This is a genomic window from Leptospira ellinghausenii (assembly GCF_003114815.1).
Lineage (GTDB): Bacteria > Spirochaetota > Leptospiria > Leptospirales > Leptospiraceae > Leptospira_A > Leptospira_A ellinghausenii.
Window position 1 is genome coordinate 213,518 of the sequence record NZ_BFAZ01000005.1, and the last position, 16,839, is coordinate 230,356.

Below are 16,839 nucleotides of genomic sequence, written 5' to 3' on the forward strand. Positions count from 1 at the left end.
TTTAAGGTGAGTTAGGAATTCTGATTGTGATTTTTGTCCCATGATTTGTTGAACTTGTCACATTCATCGTACATCCCTGGTTCCTTAACATTTCCGTACAAACTAAAAGGCCTAGTCCAGTTCCTTTTTCACCTTGGGTACCAAATGCTGTTGGAAATGGTTTCCCTTCCCCAATCTGCCGAATTTGATCCATTGACATTCCAATTCCCATGTCGACTATACTCAAGTCTACAAATTTTGGTCCCGTCACACTGGTGATGGTAACTGTTCCTTTGGGATGGGAAAATTTAATCGCATTGGAAAATAAATTCCGAATGACTGTGCTAATCATTCTCTCATCACAGTACACCATTAAAGGATCTGAAAGTTGGATCTGCCATTGGATTCCCTTATCCGTTGCTTGTAATTCCAAAATGTCTTTTGCATTTTGGGTCACTGCGCATAAGTTGATGAATTCTAAATGAGTGGGAATTTTTTTGGATTCATTTCTTACCCAATCAAGTAAATTTTCTAAGACCAAATAAGATTGGTTTGTACTTTTTTTTAATTCTTTAAGTGCAATTAGTAATTCTTCACGGTCCGGCAATGTTTCGTTTAAATATCCTAAATAGGAATTCATTGTTCCCATCGGACCTTTTAAGTCATGGGCTAATATCGAAAAAATTCGATCTTTATGTTCGTTAGTTCGTATCATCTCTTGTTGGATACGATTGGTGTTGCGTAAGAAATAAAACATGATGAGGGCAACAAAGAACAAACAAGATGCAACCGAATTGACTCGAAACAATTCTTGGATTTTGGGATCATACAATAATGTGCCTTCTTGGAATTTTCCTGGTGTTCCAAAAAATTCAAACCAAATATAAAATAGATTATTGGTCAAAAAAACAAGAAGGATCCAAAACTTATCTTCGTAAGAGAACAAGACAAATGGGGCTAAAGCAAAAACCAAAAAATAATAATAAAAACCACCTGAATTCCCAAAACTAATAAAAGAAACAAATACCAGCGGAATCGAAATTGTAAAAATCAAGAAAATCCTAGCAAGTGAATACCGTTCTTTATAATTCAAATATAGTATATAAGAAAATATGCAGATAACGGAAAGATGAATGCAGTTCATAATCCAAACATTTGGTGCACCAGCGACTACAAAGAAAATGGAATATTGGATATTGGATAAAATGCCTAAAATAGCGATTAAATTGGCCAACTGTACCCTAACCGAAGTTTGTAGGTCCAATTGGTGATTGACTCCTAAGTTGAGTAAATACCGTAACCCAATTTTTCGGAAAACCAATTTCATAGGAAATCGATCGTAAAGTAAGTTACATCATCTGACAATCGAAAAGTAAATTTTTTGATTTCCGATTTGATTTTTTCGTTTAGTTCCTTAGGACTTAATGCAATTCCTTCTATCAGTTGGGATCGAAGTCGGGCTTCTCCGAACATTTCCTTTGTTCGGTTATGACTTTCTGTGATTCCATCCGTATAAAAAAAGAATCGATCTCCTGGTAGTAGTGGATGTGTAAATGTTTCTAAAAACACATCCTTTTTCCAACCCATGATTGGCCCACGACCACCTAATGCCTCCAATGTGTTTTCCTTTCGATTTTGGTGGAATGGACTTGGATGTCCCATAACAGAATACTGAAACACTTGATTTTTCAAGTCAAAATGACTTGCTACTGCCGTGATGTAGTTTTTCTCAACAACTGGTAACATCTTTAAATTTAATTCAGTTAAAAATTGAGATGGATCTTTTATTTTTGGTGCAATTTCCAGAAAATTCACTTTTAACATCCCTGCAATGAGTGCAGCAGCAATCCCATGCCCTAAAACATCGCATAACAAAAAAGTAAGTGAACCATCCTCGTGAATGTAGTAATCAAAATAATCCCCACCAATCTTTTCCATAGGCATAAACATAGAGGCTACATTTAGAGTTTGGTATTGAAATTCCATAGGTGGGATTAACTTGGATTGTAGACTTGCTGCCATGACCAAATCATCATGTAAAAGTTTATATTGTTTTTGTAATTCTTGTGTTCTGAGAGTTACAATCATCTCCAAGGATTCATTTAAATTACGTAGCTCTCTTTTGGTTCTCGAACTTTGTAAGGCAATGGCAAGAACTCCGGAAAATAAAAATGTTAATATTCCATATTGGGTTAAGTATGCATTTTTTCCTGTGATGAAATCTGTTAATACATCAGCAATTCCAAAAAATGTAGCAAGTAGTGCACCCAATGAGACAACAATCGCTTCTGGTGATTTATTATAATTTCGAGCAAGCAGTTGGACTAAAATTGGTACTTTAATTCCAAGTAAAATATACCAAACATACACAAAATAAAACCGAACATCCGGATTGAGTTCCAATAATTGGATCAACGCCAAAATAGAATCGAATAAAAAGGTTAGGAAGGCAATCTTTGTAATCCTTCGTTCAAATAATGTATGAACGAATAACATGATAAATACGGGGAAGATAAATTGGCAAAAGAAAAGTAACCTCACCAATATTTCTGGATTGATCCCTAAAAAGTGAATTTTGTTTAAGGCAGGTAAACGCCAACATACAAAAAAAATAGCAGTTCCCGCTAGATACAATCCAGATTTAGAAGAACGATTTAAGGCATATCCAATTGCTTGTTGTAAAAAAATGCCAAAAAATAAGGCCGCCATAACTATCTGATTTACATCTTCGTAAATCATTTTGTCTTTGATCTCATTTTGAGTACCAAACATGGGAGTTGACCTGAACAATCCACAACGGAATTGGGTTTCTCTACATTCAATTTCCACCTCTAGATGATTCTCACCTAACAATATAATTGAATTTGGAATTTCATAATAACGAACCTTATGCCAATACGCATAATAATTTGGTGATAAACCACCCGTCGTACCAATTCGTTTTCCATTCCAAAAAGTTTGGTCTGCGGAATGGACACGATCTAAATACACTGATAATGAAGATTCTGGTAATTTTGTGATGGGAATTGTTAGATGGTATTTCCCTTTCAGTGGTACTTTATATCCTTGTTCGACAAGTGGTACTCCAACCTGAATTTGTTTAGGATTTGATTCTCCTTCTAATTGGAATGTCCAACCAGATTCCAAGGGAATCATTTCCGCCGAAAGGGAAACACTAAACAAGAATACACACAAAAGGTACTTCATCATGGTACTTGGTTGGAACACCGAGAGGATTGAAATGTGATTCTTGGGAAGTGCAAGGATTTTTTTCCACTTGGCAGACTCACAAATTGAATCCCCACTCACCAAAAAACCATCACAAATAATCATACGCGATTGTTTGCATTAACCAATGTTAGTCGAATATTAAATTCAGATGTCCAATCGGAAAGATTTCCAAATCCTTTTCAAACCGAATGGGTCTCGGAAAGGTACAGTGGTTTTGTAGTAAATTTCACAAGTTGGCAAGAAATTCGCATGAAAAGAGGCGACTTTTACATTTAGACTTAGTCTAATTATTGACAAAATTAGGTAGGGAGAGAAATTGAAATGGTAATGGATTTAAGTTACCAAAGAACAAAGGAACTTTTGGAATCCCATGGAATTCGGCCTACTTCCCAACGATTGGAAATGGCACACCTACTCCTTGAGAAACACCAACATTTGTTTGCCGAAGAAGTTTTCCATTTGGTGAATACTCACTTTCCCCATGCATCACGTGCTACCATTTTCAATAACCTAAAATTATTCGCGGAAAGAGGTTTGCTCGGAACTTTAGAACTAAAGGCAGGTGTCACTCATTTTGACTCGAATATGGGTGTCCACCACCATGCACTGGATGAAACTTCAGGAGAGATTGTTGACATAGAACTCAATGATTCTCTGGAGGAAAAGGTTCTAGCAGAATTGAAGGAAAGTTATTTTCAGAAAACTGGAAAAGAATTACAAAACCCAAAACTTGTCATTACCTTAAGAGGGAAATAAATTTCCCCCAAGGCTTTCTGAATCTTATTTTTTAACTTTATCTCGGTATTTGATCGCAAGTGCGGATGCATTCCATATCACTCGATTCCAAACAACAAGCAAGATACTTTTTTGTCTAATTTCAAACCGATAGTTGATGATATCATCTCCACCTTTTTCTCTCGCTTGTTTTAATAAATCACTGTAACCAGTTTCTCCCGTTAAAACGACTAAAAACCAAGTTACGAATTCACCTTGGGTTTCAACCGGACCAATGATTTGGTAGTCATCAGAATTCATAACATACTGAGTCATGTTGGCAGCAAGACCTGGCGTACGTAACTCTGAATAGACACAATTCCCAAGTAAGGAACCAACTAACAACAATGGTAAAATGCGAAACAGAAACTTTTTCATTTTAAACCCCTTTTTGATGGATTTCTTTTTTTACTGAAATTCAAAAAAGAGTCAATAAAAAAGAGCAGATTTTTCTTTATGATGGCATAGAATCGTTTTAAATATGAACGATGGATATCCTTCGATTGCAATTTGTGGAATTGGCTCTGTTACTGTTACCATAGTACATGCCTTTCACCAAAACAAAGTTCCTTATAAAATCCTTTGCAAAGACCAAAACAGACTTTTTTCCTTAAAGGAAAAACCAATCCAATTCAAAGGTCCAAATGGTGTTACTACCGATATAGACTTAATAGACCATTTAATATTAATTCAAGATAACACCGAAACATTTGACTACATCATCTTAGGATGTAAAAATCAATTATTAAAAGATTACCTTACACTCACAAAAAACCATTTAAACCCAAACGGGAAATGGTTCTTAATTCAAAACGGCTTACCCGAAGAACATTTTTCGAATCTTAAAAACAAAATCATTTCTGGGGTTGTTGGATGGAACACACAACTGTTAGAAAATGGAATCTACTTTCAGTCCAATCCAGGTAGTTTAGTACTCGGTGGATCGGACCAAACCAAACCAAATTCGATCTGGGAAACACTACTTAATCCTTGGATCGATGTTGTACTCACCGAGCACATTACTGGATTTAGGTGGCATAAACTTGCCATCAATTCCATCATCAATGGACTTGCGGCTTCCAAACAATTGAGTTTGGGACAATTATTTTTAAATCGAAAAGGACGCAACCAAGCAATTACGGTTCTCACTGAAATCAAAGAATTGATGTCCAAGTTGCAAATCAAAGAAGGAGTGGTTCCTGGTTCATTTCCCATCCAAAAACTTGGTGGAGGGAAAGGATCATTACCACTTTGGATTCGCCATTTGGTTCTGATCTTACTGGGATTAAAGTATTTTAGAATCAGAACCTCAATGGTCCAGGACCTAGATCATAAACGAAAAACAGAAATTGAATTTATCAATGGCGAAGTCGTAAGTGAAGCCATTAAAATCGGATTACCAGTTCCCGCGAATGAAAGGATTGTGAATGAAGTATTGAAAATAGAAAGTGAATTCCCCTCGTAACAGATTTGGGAATTACTTTCCTAATTTCAAAAGTTCGGAGATTGTATGATTGGCTTCGACAGGGTGTCTAAGTTTCTGATCCGTTTGGATGATGTATTGATTCCGGCGCCCATCTTTACTTTTCTGTAATACAGACGCATCCACTAAATCTTTCACAATGGTTTGGACAGCTCTTTCCGTAATCCCAACAAGCACTGCTACATCCTTCAGACGCATTTCTGGGTCCTTACTCAAACAAATGAGTACGTGAGCGTGATTTGATAAAAACGTCCATTGTCCTAATTTTTTAGGACTTTCTTTCGGTTTCCGTTTTAAGTCTTTTGTCATTCGATCTTAGAACCTTAATTTTCGATTATGTAGATTCAGACAATTTGAAATCACGAACGGCCCATGCCCAATATATAAACAAAAATTGAAATGGTAACCTAACATATAATGCCCAAATCGGAAATCCAAAGTCCTTTCCGTCTAACGCTTCTAATAACATATTGATATTAGCAGGATAAATCGCGAGGAGGAGTAGGATGATTCCATAACATGCCAATTTTCTCATCCTTTCGTATAAAACAAGAAGGCCAAGAGTGATTTCAGAAAGTCCACTGGTGACATTGAGTAATTCGTGAAACGGTAGATAGTCAGGCATCATTTCCAGGTAAAATTCAGGTGAAAAAAAATGGTTTGTGCCTGCGACTATATAAAACAAAGCGAGGGAATACACGAAAAACTTTTTCATCACCGAACTAAATCACAGATTGGAAAAATTGATACAAATTTTAGAAGGATTAGGCAACAATTTGACCCTCTTTTGATTTGAAGTGGCCCAATTTTTCTTCCAAACGTTTTCTGCTTTTGATGGTAATTCGGTTGGGTTCGATCACAAGATTTGTATCTGCTTTGAATTCATCGATACTTTCCTGTTTTAGTTTGATGATCCCACACATATTACACAACTCTTCCATCTGGATATATATCGTATGGGGAGTGGATAAACTTACATCTAAATTTCGACCGAGTCGAATGTCCTGGTCACGGATTGAATTGTACAAATACGCGTAAAGTCTGGTGACTGGAGTTTTCAAACGCAATATGACCAGTCTTTGGTGGGAAAACCAAATTCGACGTGCGATACTTTCAAAAATCTTTTGCAGTAACGACGGTCCTACTGACTCAAATAAATTCTCTGGAGTCACTCTTAGCATTTTGCTCTTGGTCTCGGTGATCGCAGATGCCATCCTCGGAGCATTGTCAATGAGGGACATTTCGCCAAAAATCTCACCTGGCCCGAGGACATCGATTACGTATTCAAATCCACGGACAATTCCAAATAGTTTTACATTCCCTTCTAACACAACGTAGATCTCGTTACTCTTTTCGCTTTCGACAAAAAGAACTTCGCCTGCTTCCAACGTGGACTGCATATTGTCCCAAGGAAATGGTTTATAGGAAGTTGCAACTGACTTAAATAAGTCGGACGCTTCCTGTACATTGTCTGTGGAATTGTTTTCTTTGGACCATTTGAGAAAGGCTTGTAGTGAATAAGCTGCCAGATTTGGTTTTTGCCAAGAAAGATAAGTCCGTGCATTTTGTACCAAACGTTCAGGATGGTATTCGCGATCCGCTGGTTTATTTGCTTTTGATAGATGTTTTTGAAGGGTTCTTAATTCTCTGGAATAAAGACCTAAAATCTTCATTGCAAGTTCTTTACGTTCTTTTAGGTAAGAACCAAGCAGGCGGATTGGAATTTGCACCAATTCTACATCTGTATCAGCAAACAATGTGACAAGGAACCTATGTTCAGTGAGTGCAGAAACCAAACCAAAACTATCCCCTGCTTCATAATAAGCTAGTTCATGGTCTACTACGATGTGTTCGGAATCAACCGAAACCCGGCCCGATTTAACGATGAAAAAATTCCCAGTATTGACGGAATTTTGGACAACAATGGCTGCCCCTTTCGAGTATGTTACAATTTTGATATCTTCTACGGACACTGAATTAAAAAAAATGATTTATAAAGGTACGAGTCAAACATTTAAATCTCCGAAGTCATCTGCTCCCAGATGAAATCGTACACTTTTATAGCAGAAATATTTTTCTTAGGGAGAGGGATTTCTGCTGAAAAAATAGGGTAAAATTCTGGACTCTTTGGAAATCCACCATGGGAACCTCTTACCAAACCAGCATCTAATGGAATGACATCCATTAAGTAACGAAAGCCAAGTTTTTTCTTGATTAATGTCCAAATCACCTTCCATTTTACAAACTTTTGACTTGGGTTTAAAAAGAGTTCTGCAGGATCATACCCAGGTTTTCGATGGATGTCCACCAAGCGAGCGTAATCTGGAGCTTCTTTGTCGTTCATCCAATAATAGTAAGTAAACCAAAAGCCGTCTTTTGCAACTAAAACAAGATCTCCCGATCTTTCATGGTGAATGTGGTATTTTTTTTGTTCTCTTTTATCAAGGACTAATGCAACACCTGGTATTTGTTTGGCGATTTTTTTTGTACGTTGTATGGTTTCCACATCTTTACAATAAATATGTGAGACTTGGTGGTCAGATACTGCAAAAGCCTGGGATGCACCTGGATCTAAAAGTTCGTACCAACGTTCCTTTCTTACTTGGATTAGATTGTTTTCTCTTAAAACTCGATTGATATGAATGGGTGTGTGAACATCACTAATTCCATACTCAGAAAGTAAAATCACTTTGGCATTTTTCTTTTGGTAGGATTCCACTAACTCTTTTACAATCTGATCCAGTTCTGATAGTTCCTTTTTTAGTTTGGATACGTTAGAACCAACCTTTTGTAACCCATAATCCAAATGGGGTAAATACACTAGTGTCAATGTAGGATCATATTTTTGGTCTACATATAGAGTGGCATCTTTGATCCATTTTGTAGAACGAATATTTGCATTTGGTCCCCAAAAATGGAATAGTGGGAAAGCTCCAAATTTATTTTGTAGTTCGTCTCTTAATTCAGGTGGATGGGAATAACAATCAGGTGCCTTGACTCCATCTGCATGGTATTGTGGTCTTGGTGTAACAGAATAATCTGCAGAAGAGTACATATTGTACCACCAAAACATTTTGGAACATGTAAATGTAGGATCAATTTTTTTGGCTTTTTCCCAAAGTTTTTCTCCATAGACCAAATGATTGGATTGTTTCCAAAATTTCACTTCGGAATCAATTCGGTCATACCATCCATTCCCCACAATTCCATGTTCATTTGGCCATTTACCAGTTAGGTAGGTGCTTTGTACGCTTGTAGTGACACCAGGTAACATTGGTTCAATGAGAGTATGGTTATTTAATTTGAGATATTGTTTTAAAAAGGGAGTGTGTTCCGAAATTACACTTTTCGAAAGCCCCACTATATTGATGACTACTGTTTTTTGCAATTTTGATTTTGTTTGTTTCATTTTGGATCGTTTATCTTATCGCTCATCATTGTTTGTAACCAATCAAGTTCTCTTACGATGGATGCTTCTAAAGAAATTTGTAAGGGTGTGGGAAGGACATTCCAAGTGTATGTTTCAATTTCCAATACATTTGTAAAGGGCGATTGTTTCTGAATTTTCAAGACTGTAACCAATTCTTCTTGTGTAGACAAAAACTCACCATACGAATCTAAAAATATCGGAACATGAAAATGGATTCTCCATTCTTCGCCCATCTCAGCACCATTAAGGATTGCTTCCCCTAAGTCTTTATACGAGAGTATCGCTCCATTTCGTTTCACTGACACAACTTGGTGTAAGTATTTTTTTTCATCAAAAGGTTTTAATAAATTGAGTTTTTCTTCGATCGATCCAGAAAATTCCACCTTTAAAGCGGAACTCACTTGGATCCTTCCCACTTTAATTCCAGTCCGTTTTAACTCTGAAAACAATACATCATTCATCTCGTGTGTGACTGCTAGGTGGCACACATCCAAACAAAATCGAATGTGTTCTTTGGTATTTTGAATGGCAATTGTTTGATCAAATCCAAACTCTTTTTTTAAAATTGGTAGTGCCATAGGCAAAAGTTCATTTTCATACCAATGGACCAAATTTGCAAAAGTTCCGAGGAAACCATCCGGCTCTGGTTCAATGTCTAAGTGTAGGATTCGTGATTCCTTTTTTTTAATTCGGATCAAGTCGACTAGTGTTTGAATGATGAAATGATTACACTTATTTTTCCTTTTTAAAAAATCCGTTTCATTGGACTCAAAATAGAGATACGAAAGCGGAGGGGTGGAAACACCTCCTTCTTCTCCTAGAGGCAACATTTCATTTAATAGTAAAAACAATCGTTTTGTATATTCATACCTTTCGTTCGTTGACCAATCGGGATGATAAACACCTTCTTTCACTACTTCAGAATGGAATCCTCCATACGGAAATCCATTGATTGAAATCACATACATCGATTCCTGTTTGAGCCATTTTTTCCATTCTAAAAGAATTTCTTTTTGAGAAAGGTTTAGCGAAGCTTCATTGGATAAACGTAGACCAATTCCAAAAGGTTCATTCGGTGAAATTTGTGTTTTGATTTTAGGAAGATAATTTTTTAATTCCTGAAAATGGTCTTCCCATGATTCTCCAACATGGATATTGGAACAATAGGTTATGTGTCCATATTTTGTTTTCAACGGAAATTGACCAAAGTATCAAAAGCAGACATTAAAATTGATATATCCATGGAATACACTTCTTTCGGTTTCCCTATTTCATCTAACATTAACAATGTGAGTTTACCACCTAGATGTTCTCTAAACTCTTCTAAGGCAATTTCTAAATTTTCTTTTCCTTTCTCTAATAAAATCGGGAAATTCAAGGTAAACCCGAGTCCCAATAACAAACGTAAAATCCGTAAATATTCGGATTCTTTTAAATCACCACACAAAAAGGAATAGATCGAATCGAGTGCAATTCCCACCGCCACTGCTTCTCCATGTCGAATGGAAAAATTGGAAAGGTATTCTAATTTATGTGCAAACCAATGCCCAAAATCCAAAGGCCTTGAAGAACCAAATTCGAAAGGATCCCCACTACGGATGTGTTCCATGTGAAGCCTCGCACAGTCGAAGACTAACTGTTCCATCACATCAATGTTTCGGTTCACGAGTGAATTCACATTCAATTCTATCCAACGAAAAAAAGATTCCTCTTTAATCAAAGATACCTTTACAGCTTCTGCTATCCCAGAACGCCAATCTCTATCATCCAGAGAAATAAGAAACGATGAGTCATTAAACACAGCAATGGGTGGTGCAAAAGTACCTAAGAAGTTTTTTTTCCCAAAGTAATTGATGCTATTTTTAACTCCGACTCCCGAATCATTTTGAGAAAGGACAGTTGTTGGAACTCTTAACAAACGAATGCCACGATGAGATACTGCAGTTGCAAATCCTACCATATCAAGAAAGGCACCACCCCCAATCGCCATCACATAGGAGTGCCTATCTATCCCATACTCACTGATGCCAGAGGAAACCAATTCCCAAAATTCATTTTTGTTTTTGGAATTTTCTCCGCCAGGGATTGTCAAAATATTTTTTACCAATTGAACAGATGTTACATTTGATTCAAAATAGGATTGTATGGACTCTCGAAAGTGTTTCTGATGCAACAGAATTCCATCATCTACAACAACCAAAACTTTCTTTTTGGATCCTTTTTGTTCTTGTAAACCAAAGAAATTTCGTAGAACCAAATTTTCTAAAGCAAACAAATGTTTTGTGAAAAATACTTCATATCGATATGATACTTGAAACTCAGATTGAAGCCTTTTAAATCGATTTTCCATTTTTTCTGTTACGTGACTGCAAAATACTTTGCGATTAAAAATGACAAAGGTAACAAAAAAAGAATGAGAATTGCAATTGGTATCACCCCAGAAGCGGCAGCAAAACTGGCGTTCAAAAGAATTAATGTTAATACGCCCGTTTTTACTGACTTCCCGATCAAAGTAGGTGAAGGATTTTGGATGGCTCGCCAAAGTGTTGGGAATAAAATCAAAGAATGTAGTGTGATAAAAGGAAATGTATAAAGAAAGTAGTGATTGTAAATGGAATAGATAATTTGTGAACAAAAAACACCCAGATACAAAAATCCCGCGATAAAAAATCGAATCTTACCACCACCAAAAACTTCATTTTGGCTAATGGTTGTAATTGCAGCTATATAAAAAATCGGCAAAACCGATAAACTAACAAACGTCAATGGAATTGATTTTAGGATTGTCATTCCTAATACCAAATTAAGGCCTCTGCATAATCCCATTACGAAGGGACCCAAAACCAAATGGTGTTTCGCAAATCGATTGTAAGTAATGACAAATACCACAATCGAAATTGAAATGATAAAACTAATTTCACTGTATAGGAAAGAGAAAAGAAGTCCCATACCAAATAAGAAAATTCCCATATACAATGCATGTTTGGAAGGTACTTTTCCTGATGGGATGGGTCTTTCTGGTCTTTCGATTGAATCGATATTCCGATCAAAATAATCATTAAGTACTACACCACCAGCATACAAACAGATACTAGCGAGTATTAATAAACTCCCTCCTTTTACCCAAGGGAAGGAAACGATGGCCATACCCGCTAAAATATCAGCAACGGCAGTGACAAGATTTGCTGGTCTTAATAAAATGAGATAACTTTTAAAATTCATTTAATCGATGTAGAGAGAGTTTTGATTCCATTTGGGAAGTTGCCCCCCTCGCAAAACAGAATTGCCATGGAATTTTTCATTCGGATCCGAAGGGGTACTCGATTCAAAATCGGATACTTGGATTTGACCACTTTTGGCAAATGCTTCTATTGCATTTTCATACGTCACCTTACGAATGACATCATGTGGTATCCCACGATTTACCATAAGTGCAGCAGTTTTTGGAATGGCAAGTGGATCCGATATGCCCCAATCAGCACTTGAATTGATCATAATTCTTTCAGCACCATATTGTTCTACAATGGATACCATTCTCTTGTTTCCCATTTTAGTAAATGGATAGATTGTGAAGGCAGCATAAAATCCTTGGTCTAACACCGACTTAACGGTCTCTTCATTATTATGATCCACAATGACCCAAGAAGGATCTAATCCATGTTCAATGGCGATCGACATGCTCCTTTCAGTTCCTCTTTTTTTATCTCGATGAGGGGTATGGATTTGCACCGGTAATTTGGCTTCTTTTGCTAATTCCAATTGTAAACGATAGTATTTTTCTTCTAATTCCGTTTGGTCATCAAATCCGATTTCACCAACCCCAACCACACCTTCTTTATAAATATAAAGTGGTAAAATCTCCATGACTTCTTCCGCCAATCGTTCGTTATTTGCTTCTCTCGAATTTAGACCAATGGTACAATAATGTTTGATTCCAAATTGAGAAGAGCGAAACCGTTCCCAACCAACTAAACTACTGTAATAGTCTTTAAAACTCGAGAGCCCTGTGCGAGGCTGACCTACCCAAAATGCTGGTTCAATGACAGCAACGATCCCTGCTTGTGCCATATTTTGGTAATCATCAGTTGTCCGAGAAACCATATGAATATGAGGGTCAAAAAATTTGAATCCTTTGATTTTATCTTTATAGTCATTCCATTGCAAATCCATATGCGTTGGTGTATCTTTTGTTTTGTTTTGATTCTCAAAGTGGGAAGGATTCGTTGTTAGATCTGATTTTTTTTCACACATAAAAAATTAATGATTGTTTCCTAATTTAGACCAATCCCATTTCCCATTTTTAATTTCTTCGAGGAATTTTGGATGTTTTGTTCCTAATAATTGGTATGAGTTCAATTCTGATTGTGAACAAATTAAACTAGCTGCCAGCACATCCTCTTCTCTTCTTGATTTGAATAAGGTTTCGACAAGGTAGAGTTCTCCTTCTGAAAGATAAGGAACCAGTAATTGCCAAACATTGGCAGGCACTTCTCTTCCTGCTGACCACCTTTCTTTCACAAAACTGATTAAACTGATTGATAGATTTTGGTTTTTTCTTTCTGACAATCCATAAATCATTTGGATTGGTTTTTCATTGAAGATCGTTTTTAAAACCAATTGGTTCCAAGCTAACTCTGGAAACTCTTGGTACGGGAAAGGGTTATGTAAAGCAATTGCATCAAAAACAAATCCCATATTCGATCGAACTGCATCCGTTGCTCTCGGTAACCAAACTTGTGGGTATGGGAGAATCGGTAAGGAAGAAAACAAGGCAACCAATTCATTTAATTCCGCAGTATCAAATAAGGTCTCAATTTTTTCGATCAATTCGTCTTTTGAAAGTGTTACTAGAAAACCGAGGAACCAAACACGGCTTAAACGAACTAAATTCCAATGATTCACTTGAAATCCAGGGAGATTTGGAATCAAGTTTTGATCTTCTACATCTTCTTGGATGATGGTTTTCGAGAGAAACCTTGGTGCTTTAACAAAGGCAGTCATCAGTGCATTCGGATTGTCTTTCGGAATCGAGTCCAACCACTTTATTTCTGATTCGGTAGTATGTTTTTTCAGCAATGGATAAAAATAGGAAGAATAAGAAGTTGGCATAAAATACAACTAAGAGAATGATTTTTGGGAACAAAAGTGGAGTAAACCAAATATTAGTGGTTTTACGAAGCTTTCCCCCCTCTGCCTAATTTTCAATCATTAGTATGTCTCTTAGCAAAACTAAAAAAATAGTATCCAAAATCTTCAATAAACTGTACAAATTCCAACTTTAAAATAAGGTGTCCTACGCATCTATAAATTTATGGATAGGAAACAGGTTAGGTCTCATATTCACTGGCAAAAATCACGGGAGTACCAAATGTACAGGCAATTTTATAAACTCATCATCGGACTATTTATCAGCACAACTCTCTTTTTTGGTACAGGAGAGATAGAAGCTCAGTTCATTACACCTGTTAAAAAAGAAACACCAGAACCACAGAATCCGCCACCCGCTCCGCCACAGGTATCACCTCCTCAGGAACCAACAAAAGAAACTCCAGCTGTTCCAGAAGAACCAGCCGAGTATGTAAGTCCCATGAAAGGGAATCTATCGGGGGAATATTTCCGAAGTTTTCAGATCACGAATAAACAAAAAAAAGCCATCCAAGAAAACAAAAGTTTATGGTTTGCCGATCGTTTCCGTGTGGGATTTGGTTTACGCCCCAAGGCAGATTCCTTGACCAATACCGATTTCGATCGTTCGACGGCGGATAACAGAAACACGGTGACAAACCAAACACAATTTTATTTGGTTGGAGACGTATCACCTAATATCACATTTAAACTCACTTTCCAAGATGTAAGGTTATGGGGAGGTGAAATCACAAATGGGACAGCTGAACAAAGACTTGGTGTGATTTCAAATGGTGGAACAACAATTGATACAACTAGGCAGAGAGAAGTTACTTTAAACAATTATACTGGATTTAGAGAAGCCTTTTTAGACCTAAAAACAACAAACCAAATGTTTCGTGTGAGAACCGGACGTCAAATTTTAGACTTCGGTGATGGTAGAATCCTTGGTGCACGGAATGACAGTTTAAATGGAAACTCTTTTGATGCTGTAAGAACAACTCTTACCATTCAAAAACAAACATTAGATGTGTTTGGAGCCATAGTCAGTTCCGAAAACAATGCAAACAGTATGGTTTCCAATAATTCGACTAGGTTAAATGGTCCAGGGAATGCATCCTATTATGGCGTACATTATGGTGTCAAACCTTGGGAATGGTTGGGTATAGAAGTATATAACTTTACATTATACAAACAAAGGTTAAAGGCAACCAATACAACTCCGTATGGATCTGAAATTTATTACCGCGATCCTGACCAATTGAATACAACAGGATTCCGATTAACGAATCGTACAAAAAGTAATTCATTACCAAAAGAAACTGGGATTGATTGGATGGTGGAAGCGGCTTGGCAAACAGGTTTTAACGGAGAAAGAGTATCACCCGATTGGATCAATCAAAACGGTGCTTTAAAAACCAATAAAACAACAGGTGCCCTTCCTCCTTTTTCTGATCCAGTTCGTTATAAGGCAAATATCGTAGCAGTTCAGTTAGGTTACACTCCTGTAAAAGAATTTAGAATTGGGATTCAGTATGTGCAAGCTTCTGGTGATCCAAATCGTAACGATGGAAGTGTTGCCACATACAACCCTTTATTTGCCACAAGAAGGATGGCGGGGGGAGCCATTCCTTTTGCAGGAAATGGAAATTCGGGTTTAGTGTTTTGGCAAAATATAAAAGATTATTCCATTCACATCAAATACGAATCACCAAAATGGGGAACGTTTATCATCAACCCTCACTGGTATTACAAAACAAAATTACAAGATGGTTATTATGAAAACAATAACTATGTGGCAGGAAGTAAGGCAACGGGTGAAACCGCATCTACGGAAGATTTTTATAACACAGAAGCTTACAATCCGAATCGACCAAAACTGGGAAAACACGTTGCTACAGAAATCAATCTGATTTATATCATTACACCATTTGAAAACGTATCCTTTTGGTTTGGAGCAAGTTCACTTTATGCTGGAGATGCGATTCGAAACCAAAAAAACAATCCTTACCAGGCTGACCCTTACCATAGGTATGATTTCAAACCAAATGCAAGTTTTTTCACCTTTCAAACTGTATTTGCTATTTAAGTAATTAAGATTTGGGATCTGGATTGAATCCATCCAAGATTAAGTCCAACCCAAATTCAAAATTATGTTTTCCATTGTATTTCTTAGTTGCCACAGCTTTTGTTAGTTGGTAAAAGTATGGCAACTGATCTTTTGAGATCATTGGTAAGTATTCACTCGCTTTTTCCGAATACTCTTCTATTTTAAATGGAAAATTCAATTCCTGTAGTGTAAATCCATAAATATGGGCATCAATGGCAATGATCATTTGGTCTGCTTGTTTATAGGAAAATCCTGCCTCCACCAAACAACCTAAAGTATCATTAAAATATTGGAGTAAATTTTCTCCTACATTAACTCTTGATACAAGTAACATTGTCAACCATGGATGTAAAAGGAGGATTTTTCGCACAGAATTTGCACGTTTTTTCATTTCCCTTCGCCAATTGCCACCTACTTTTGGAAAGGCGAAATGTTTTACACAATTCTCAACCATCCCGTCCAACAACTCATCCTTGTTTTGAATATGATTGTACAAAGACATGGCTTCAACACCTAACAGAGTTGCTAAATTTCTCATGGATAAGGAATTGATCCCTTTTTTGTCAGCAAATGAGATTGATGTCTCAATCAAAAGTTCTTTCGAAAGTGACTTCTTCGGTTTTTGAATCTTTTTTTGGAAAGCCAAACCACTGATCTCCCTTTTTCATTTCAGTTTAGATAACAAATTTTAATCTACCTTTATCATAA

The 16,839-nt window shown here is 36.7% G+C and carries 16 protein-coding genes; 3 read left to right on the forward strand and 13 right to left on the reverse strand.

The annotated features are described in order from the left end of the window. Window position 1 precedes the first annotated feature (1 nt). Together DI076_RS05045 and DI076_RS05050 are read right to left on the reverse strand one after the other, a co-directional pair. The gene (locus DI076_RS05045; protein WP_108958884.1) at window positions 2-1,306 is read right to left on the reverse strand and encodes a sensor histidine kinase; all 1,305 of its coding nucleotides are present in this window, start codon (window positions 1,304-1,306) and stop codon (window positions 2-4) included. After that, window positions 1,303-3,186: a PP2C family protein-serine/threonine phosphatase gene (locus DI076_RS05050; RefSeq protein WP_439957269.1), complete on the reverse strand. Its 1,884-nt coding sequence runs from the start codon at window positions 3,184-3,186 to the stop codon at window positions 1,303-1,305. The genes DI076_RS05045 and DI076_RS05050 overlap by 4 nt, the downstream gene beginning before the upstream one ends. 351 nt (window positions 3,187-3,537) lie before the next feature. On the opposite strand from DI076_RS05050, the gene perRA reads away from it, so the two are divergent. Continuing rightward, entirely contained in the window at window positions 3,538-3,966 is a 429-nt protein-coding gene (perRA, locus tag DI076_RS05055) for a peroxide-responsive transcriptional repressor PerRA (protein ID WP_108958885.1), read from the forward strand. A 24-nt stretch (window positions 3,967-3,990) separates the two neighbouring features. Here perRA and DI076_RS05060 read toward each other — a convergent pair whose 3' ends face one another. Next, complete coding sequence (locus DI076_RS05060) at window positions 3,991-4,362, reverse strand: LIC11742 family lipoprotein (protein WP_108958886.1); 372 nt, start codon at window positions 4,360-4,362, stop codon at window positions 3,991-3,993. Between the two features lie 103 nt (window positions 4,363-4,465). Between DI076_RS05060 and DI076_RS05065 the strand changes: the two genes are divergently transcribed. After that, a complete protein-coding gene (locus DI076_RS05065; RefSeq protein WP_108958887.1) occupies window positions 4,466-5,449 on the forward strand; it encodes a ketopantoate reductase family protein in 984 nt (327 codons plus the stop codon). A gap of 12 nt (window positions 5,450-5,461) precedes the next feature. Here the strand turns inward: DI076_RS05065 and DI076_RS05070 are convergent, their stop codons facing one another. The 9 genes from DI076_RS05070 to DI076_RS05110 are packed head-to-tail and all read right to left on the reverse strand — an operon-like array spanning window position 5,462 to window position 14,006. Further along, entirely contained in the window at window positions 5,462-5,776 is a 315-nt protein-coding gene (locus DI076_RS05070) for an ArsR family transcriptional regulator (protein WP_108958888.1), read from the reverse strand. Window positions 5,777-5,801: 25 nt separating this feature from the next. Continuing rightward, window positions 5,802-6,182 (reverse strand): DoxX family protein, encoded by a 381-nt coding sequence (locus DI076_RS05075; RefSeq protein ID WP_174705022.1) that lies wholly within the window; start codon window positions 6,180-6,182, stop codon window positions 5,802-5,804. Between the two features lie 49 nt (window positions 6,183-6,231). Next, window positions 6,232-7,440, reverse strand: a complete 1,209-nt coding sequence (locus DI076_RS05080; RefSeq protein WP_108958890.1) for a Crp/Fnr family transcriptional regulator — start codon at window positions 7,438-7,440, stop codon at window positions 6,232-6,234. A gap of 41 nt (window positions 7,441-7,481) precedes the next feature. After that, window positions 7,482-8,876, reverse strand: a complete 1,395-nt coding sequence (locus tag DI076_RS05085; RefSeq protein ID WP_108958891.1) for an alkaline phosphatase family protein — start codon at window positions 8,874-8,876, stop codon at window positions 7,482-7,484. Continuing rightward, window positions 8,873-10,090 (reverse strand): metabolite traffic protein EboE, encoded by a 1,218-nt coding sequence (gene eboE, locus DI076_RS05090; protein WP_108958892.1) that lies wholly within the window; start codon window positions 10,088-10,090, stop codon window positions 8,873-8,875. Before eboE ends, DI076_RS05085 begins: the two co-directional genes overlap by 4 nt. Then, window positions 10,087-11,247, reverse strand: coding sequence for a 3-dehydroquinate synthase (locus DI076_RS05095; RefSeq protein ID WP_108958893.1), 1,161 nt, complete (start codon window positions 11,245-11,247; stop codon window positions 10,087-10,089). Before DI076_RS05095 ends, eboE begins: the two co-directional genes overlap by 4 nt. Before the next feature lie 8 nt (window positions 11,248-11,255). Further along, window positions 11,256-12,119, reverse strand: coding sequence for a UbiA-like protein EboC (gene eboC, locus DI076_RS05100; protein ID WP_108958894.1), 864 nt, complete (start codon window positions 12,117-12,119; stop codon window positions 11,256-11,258). Then, the gene (locus tag DI076_RS05105) at window positions 12,120-13,148 is read right to left on the reverse strand and encodes a TatD family hydrolase (RefSeq protein ID WP_108958895.1); all 1,029 of its coding nucleotides are present in this window, start codon (window positions 13,146-13,148) and stop codon (window positions 12,120-12,122) included. A 6-nt stretch (window positions 13,149-13,154) separates the two neighbouring features. Next, window positions 13,155-14,006 carry an EboA domain-containing protein gene (locus tag DI076_RS05110; RefSeq protein ID WP_108958896.1) on the reverse strand — a complete coding sequence of 284 codons (852 nt, stop codon included), beginning with the start codon at window positions 14,004-14,006 and terminating at the stop codon, window positions 13,155-13,157. 259 nt (window positions 14,007-14,265) lie between these two features. Between DI076_RS05110 and DI076_RS05115 the strand changes: the two genes are divergently transcribed. Next, window positions 14,266-16,110 carry an alginate export family protein gene (locus tag DI076_RS05115; RefSeq protein WP_108958897.1) on the forward strand — a complete coding sequence of 615 codons (1,845 nt, stop codon included), beginning with the start codon at window positions 14,266-14,268 and terminating at the stop codon, window positions 16,108-16,110. A gap of 4 nt (window positions 16,111-16,114) precedes the next feature. On the opposite strand, the gene DI076_RS05120 is transcribed toward DI076_RS05115, so the two are convergent. Further along, window positions 16,115-16,777 (reverse strand): TetR/AcrR family transcriptional regulator C-terminal domain-containing protein, encoded by a 663-nt coding sequence (locus tag DI076_RS05120; protein WP_108958898.1) that lies wholly within the window; start codon window positions 16,775-16,777, stop codon window positions 16,115-16,117. Between the last annotated feature and the right edge of the window lie 62 nt (window positions 16,778-16,839).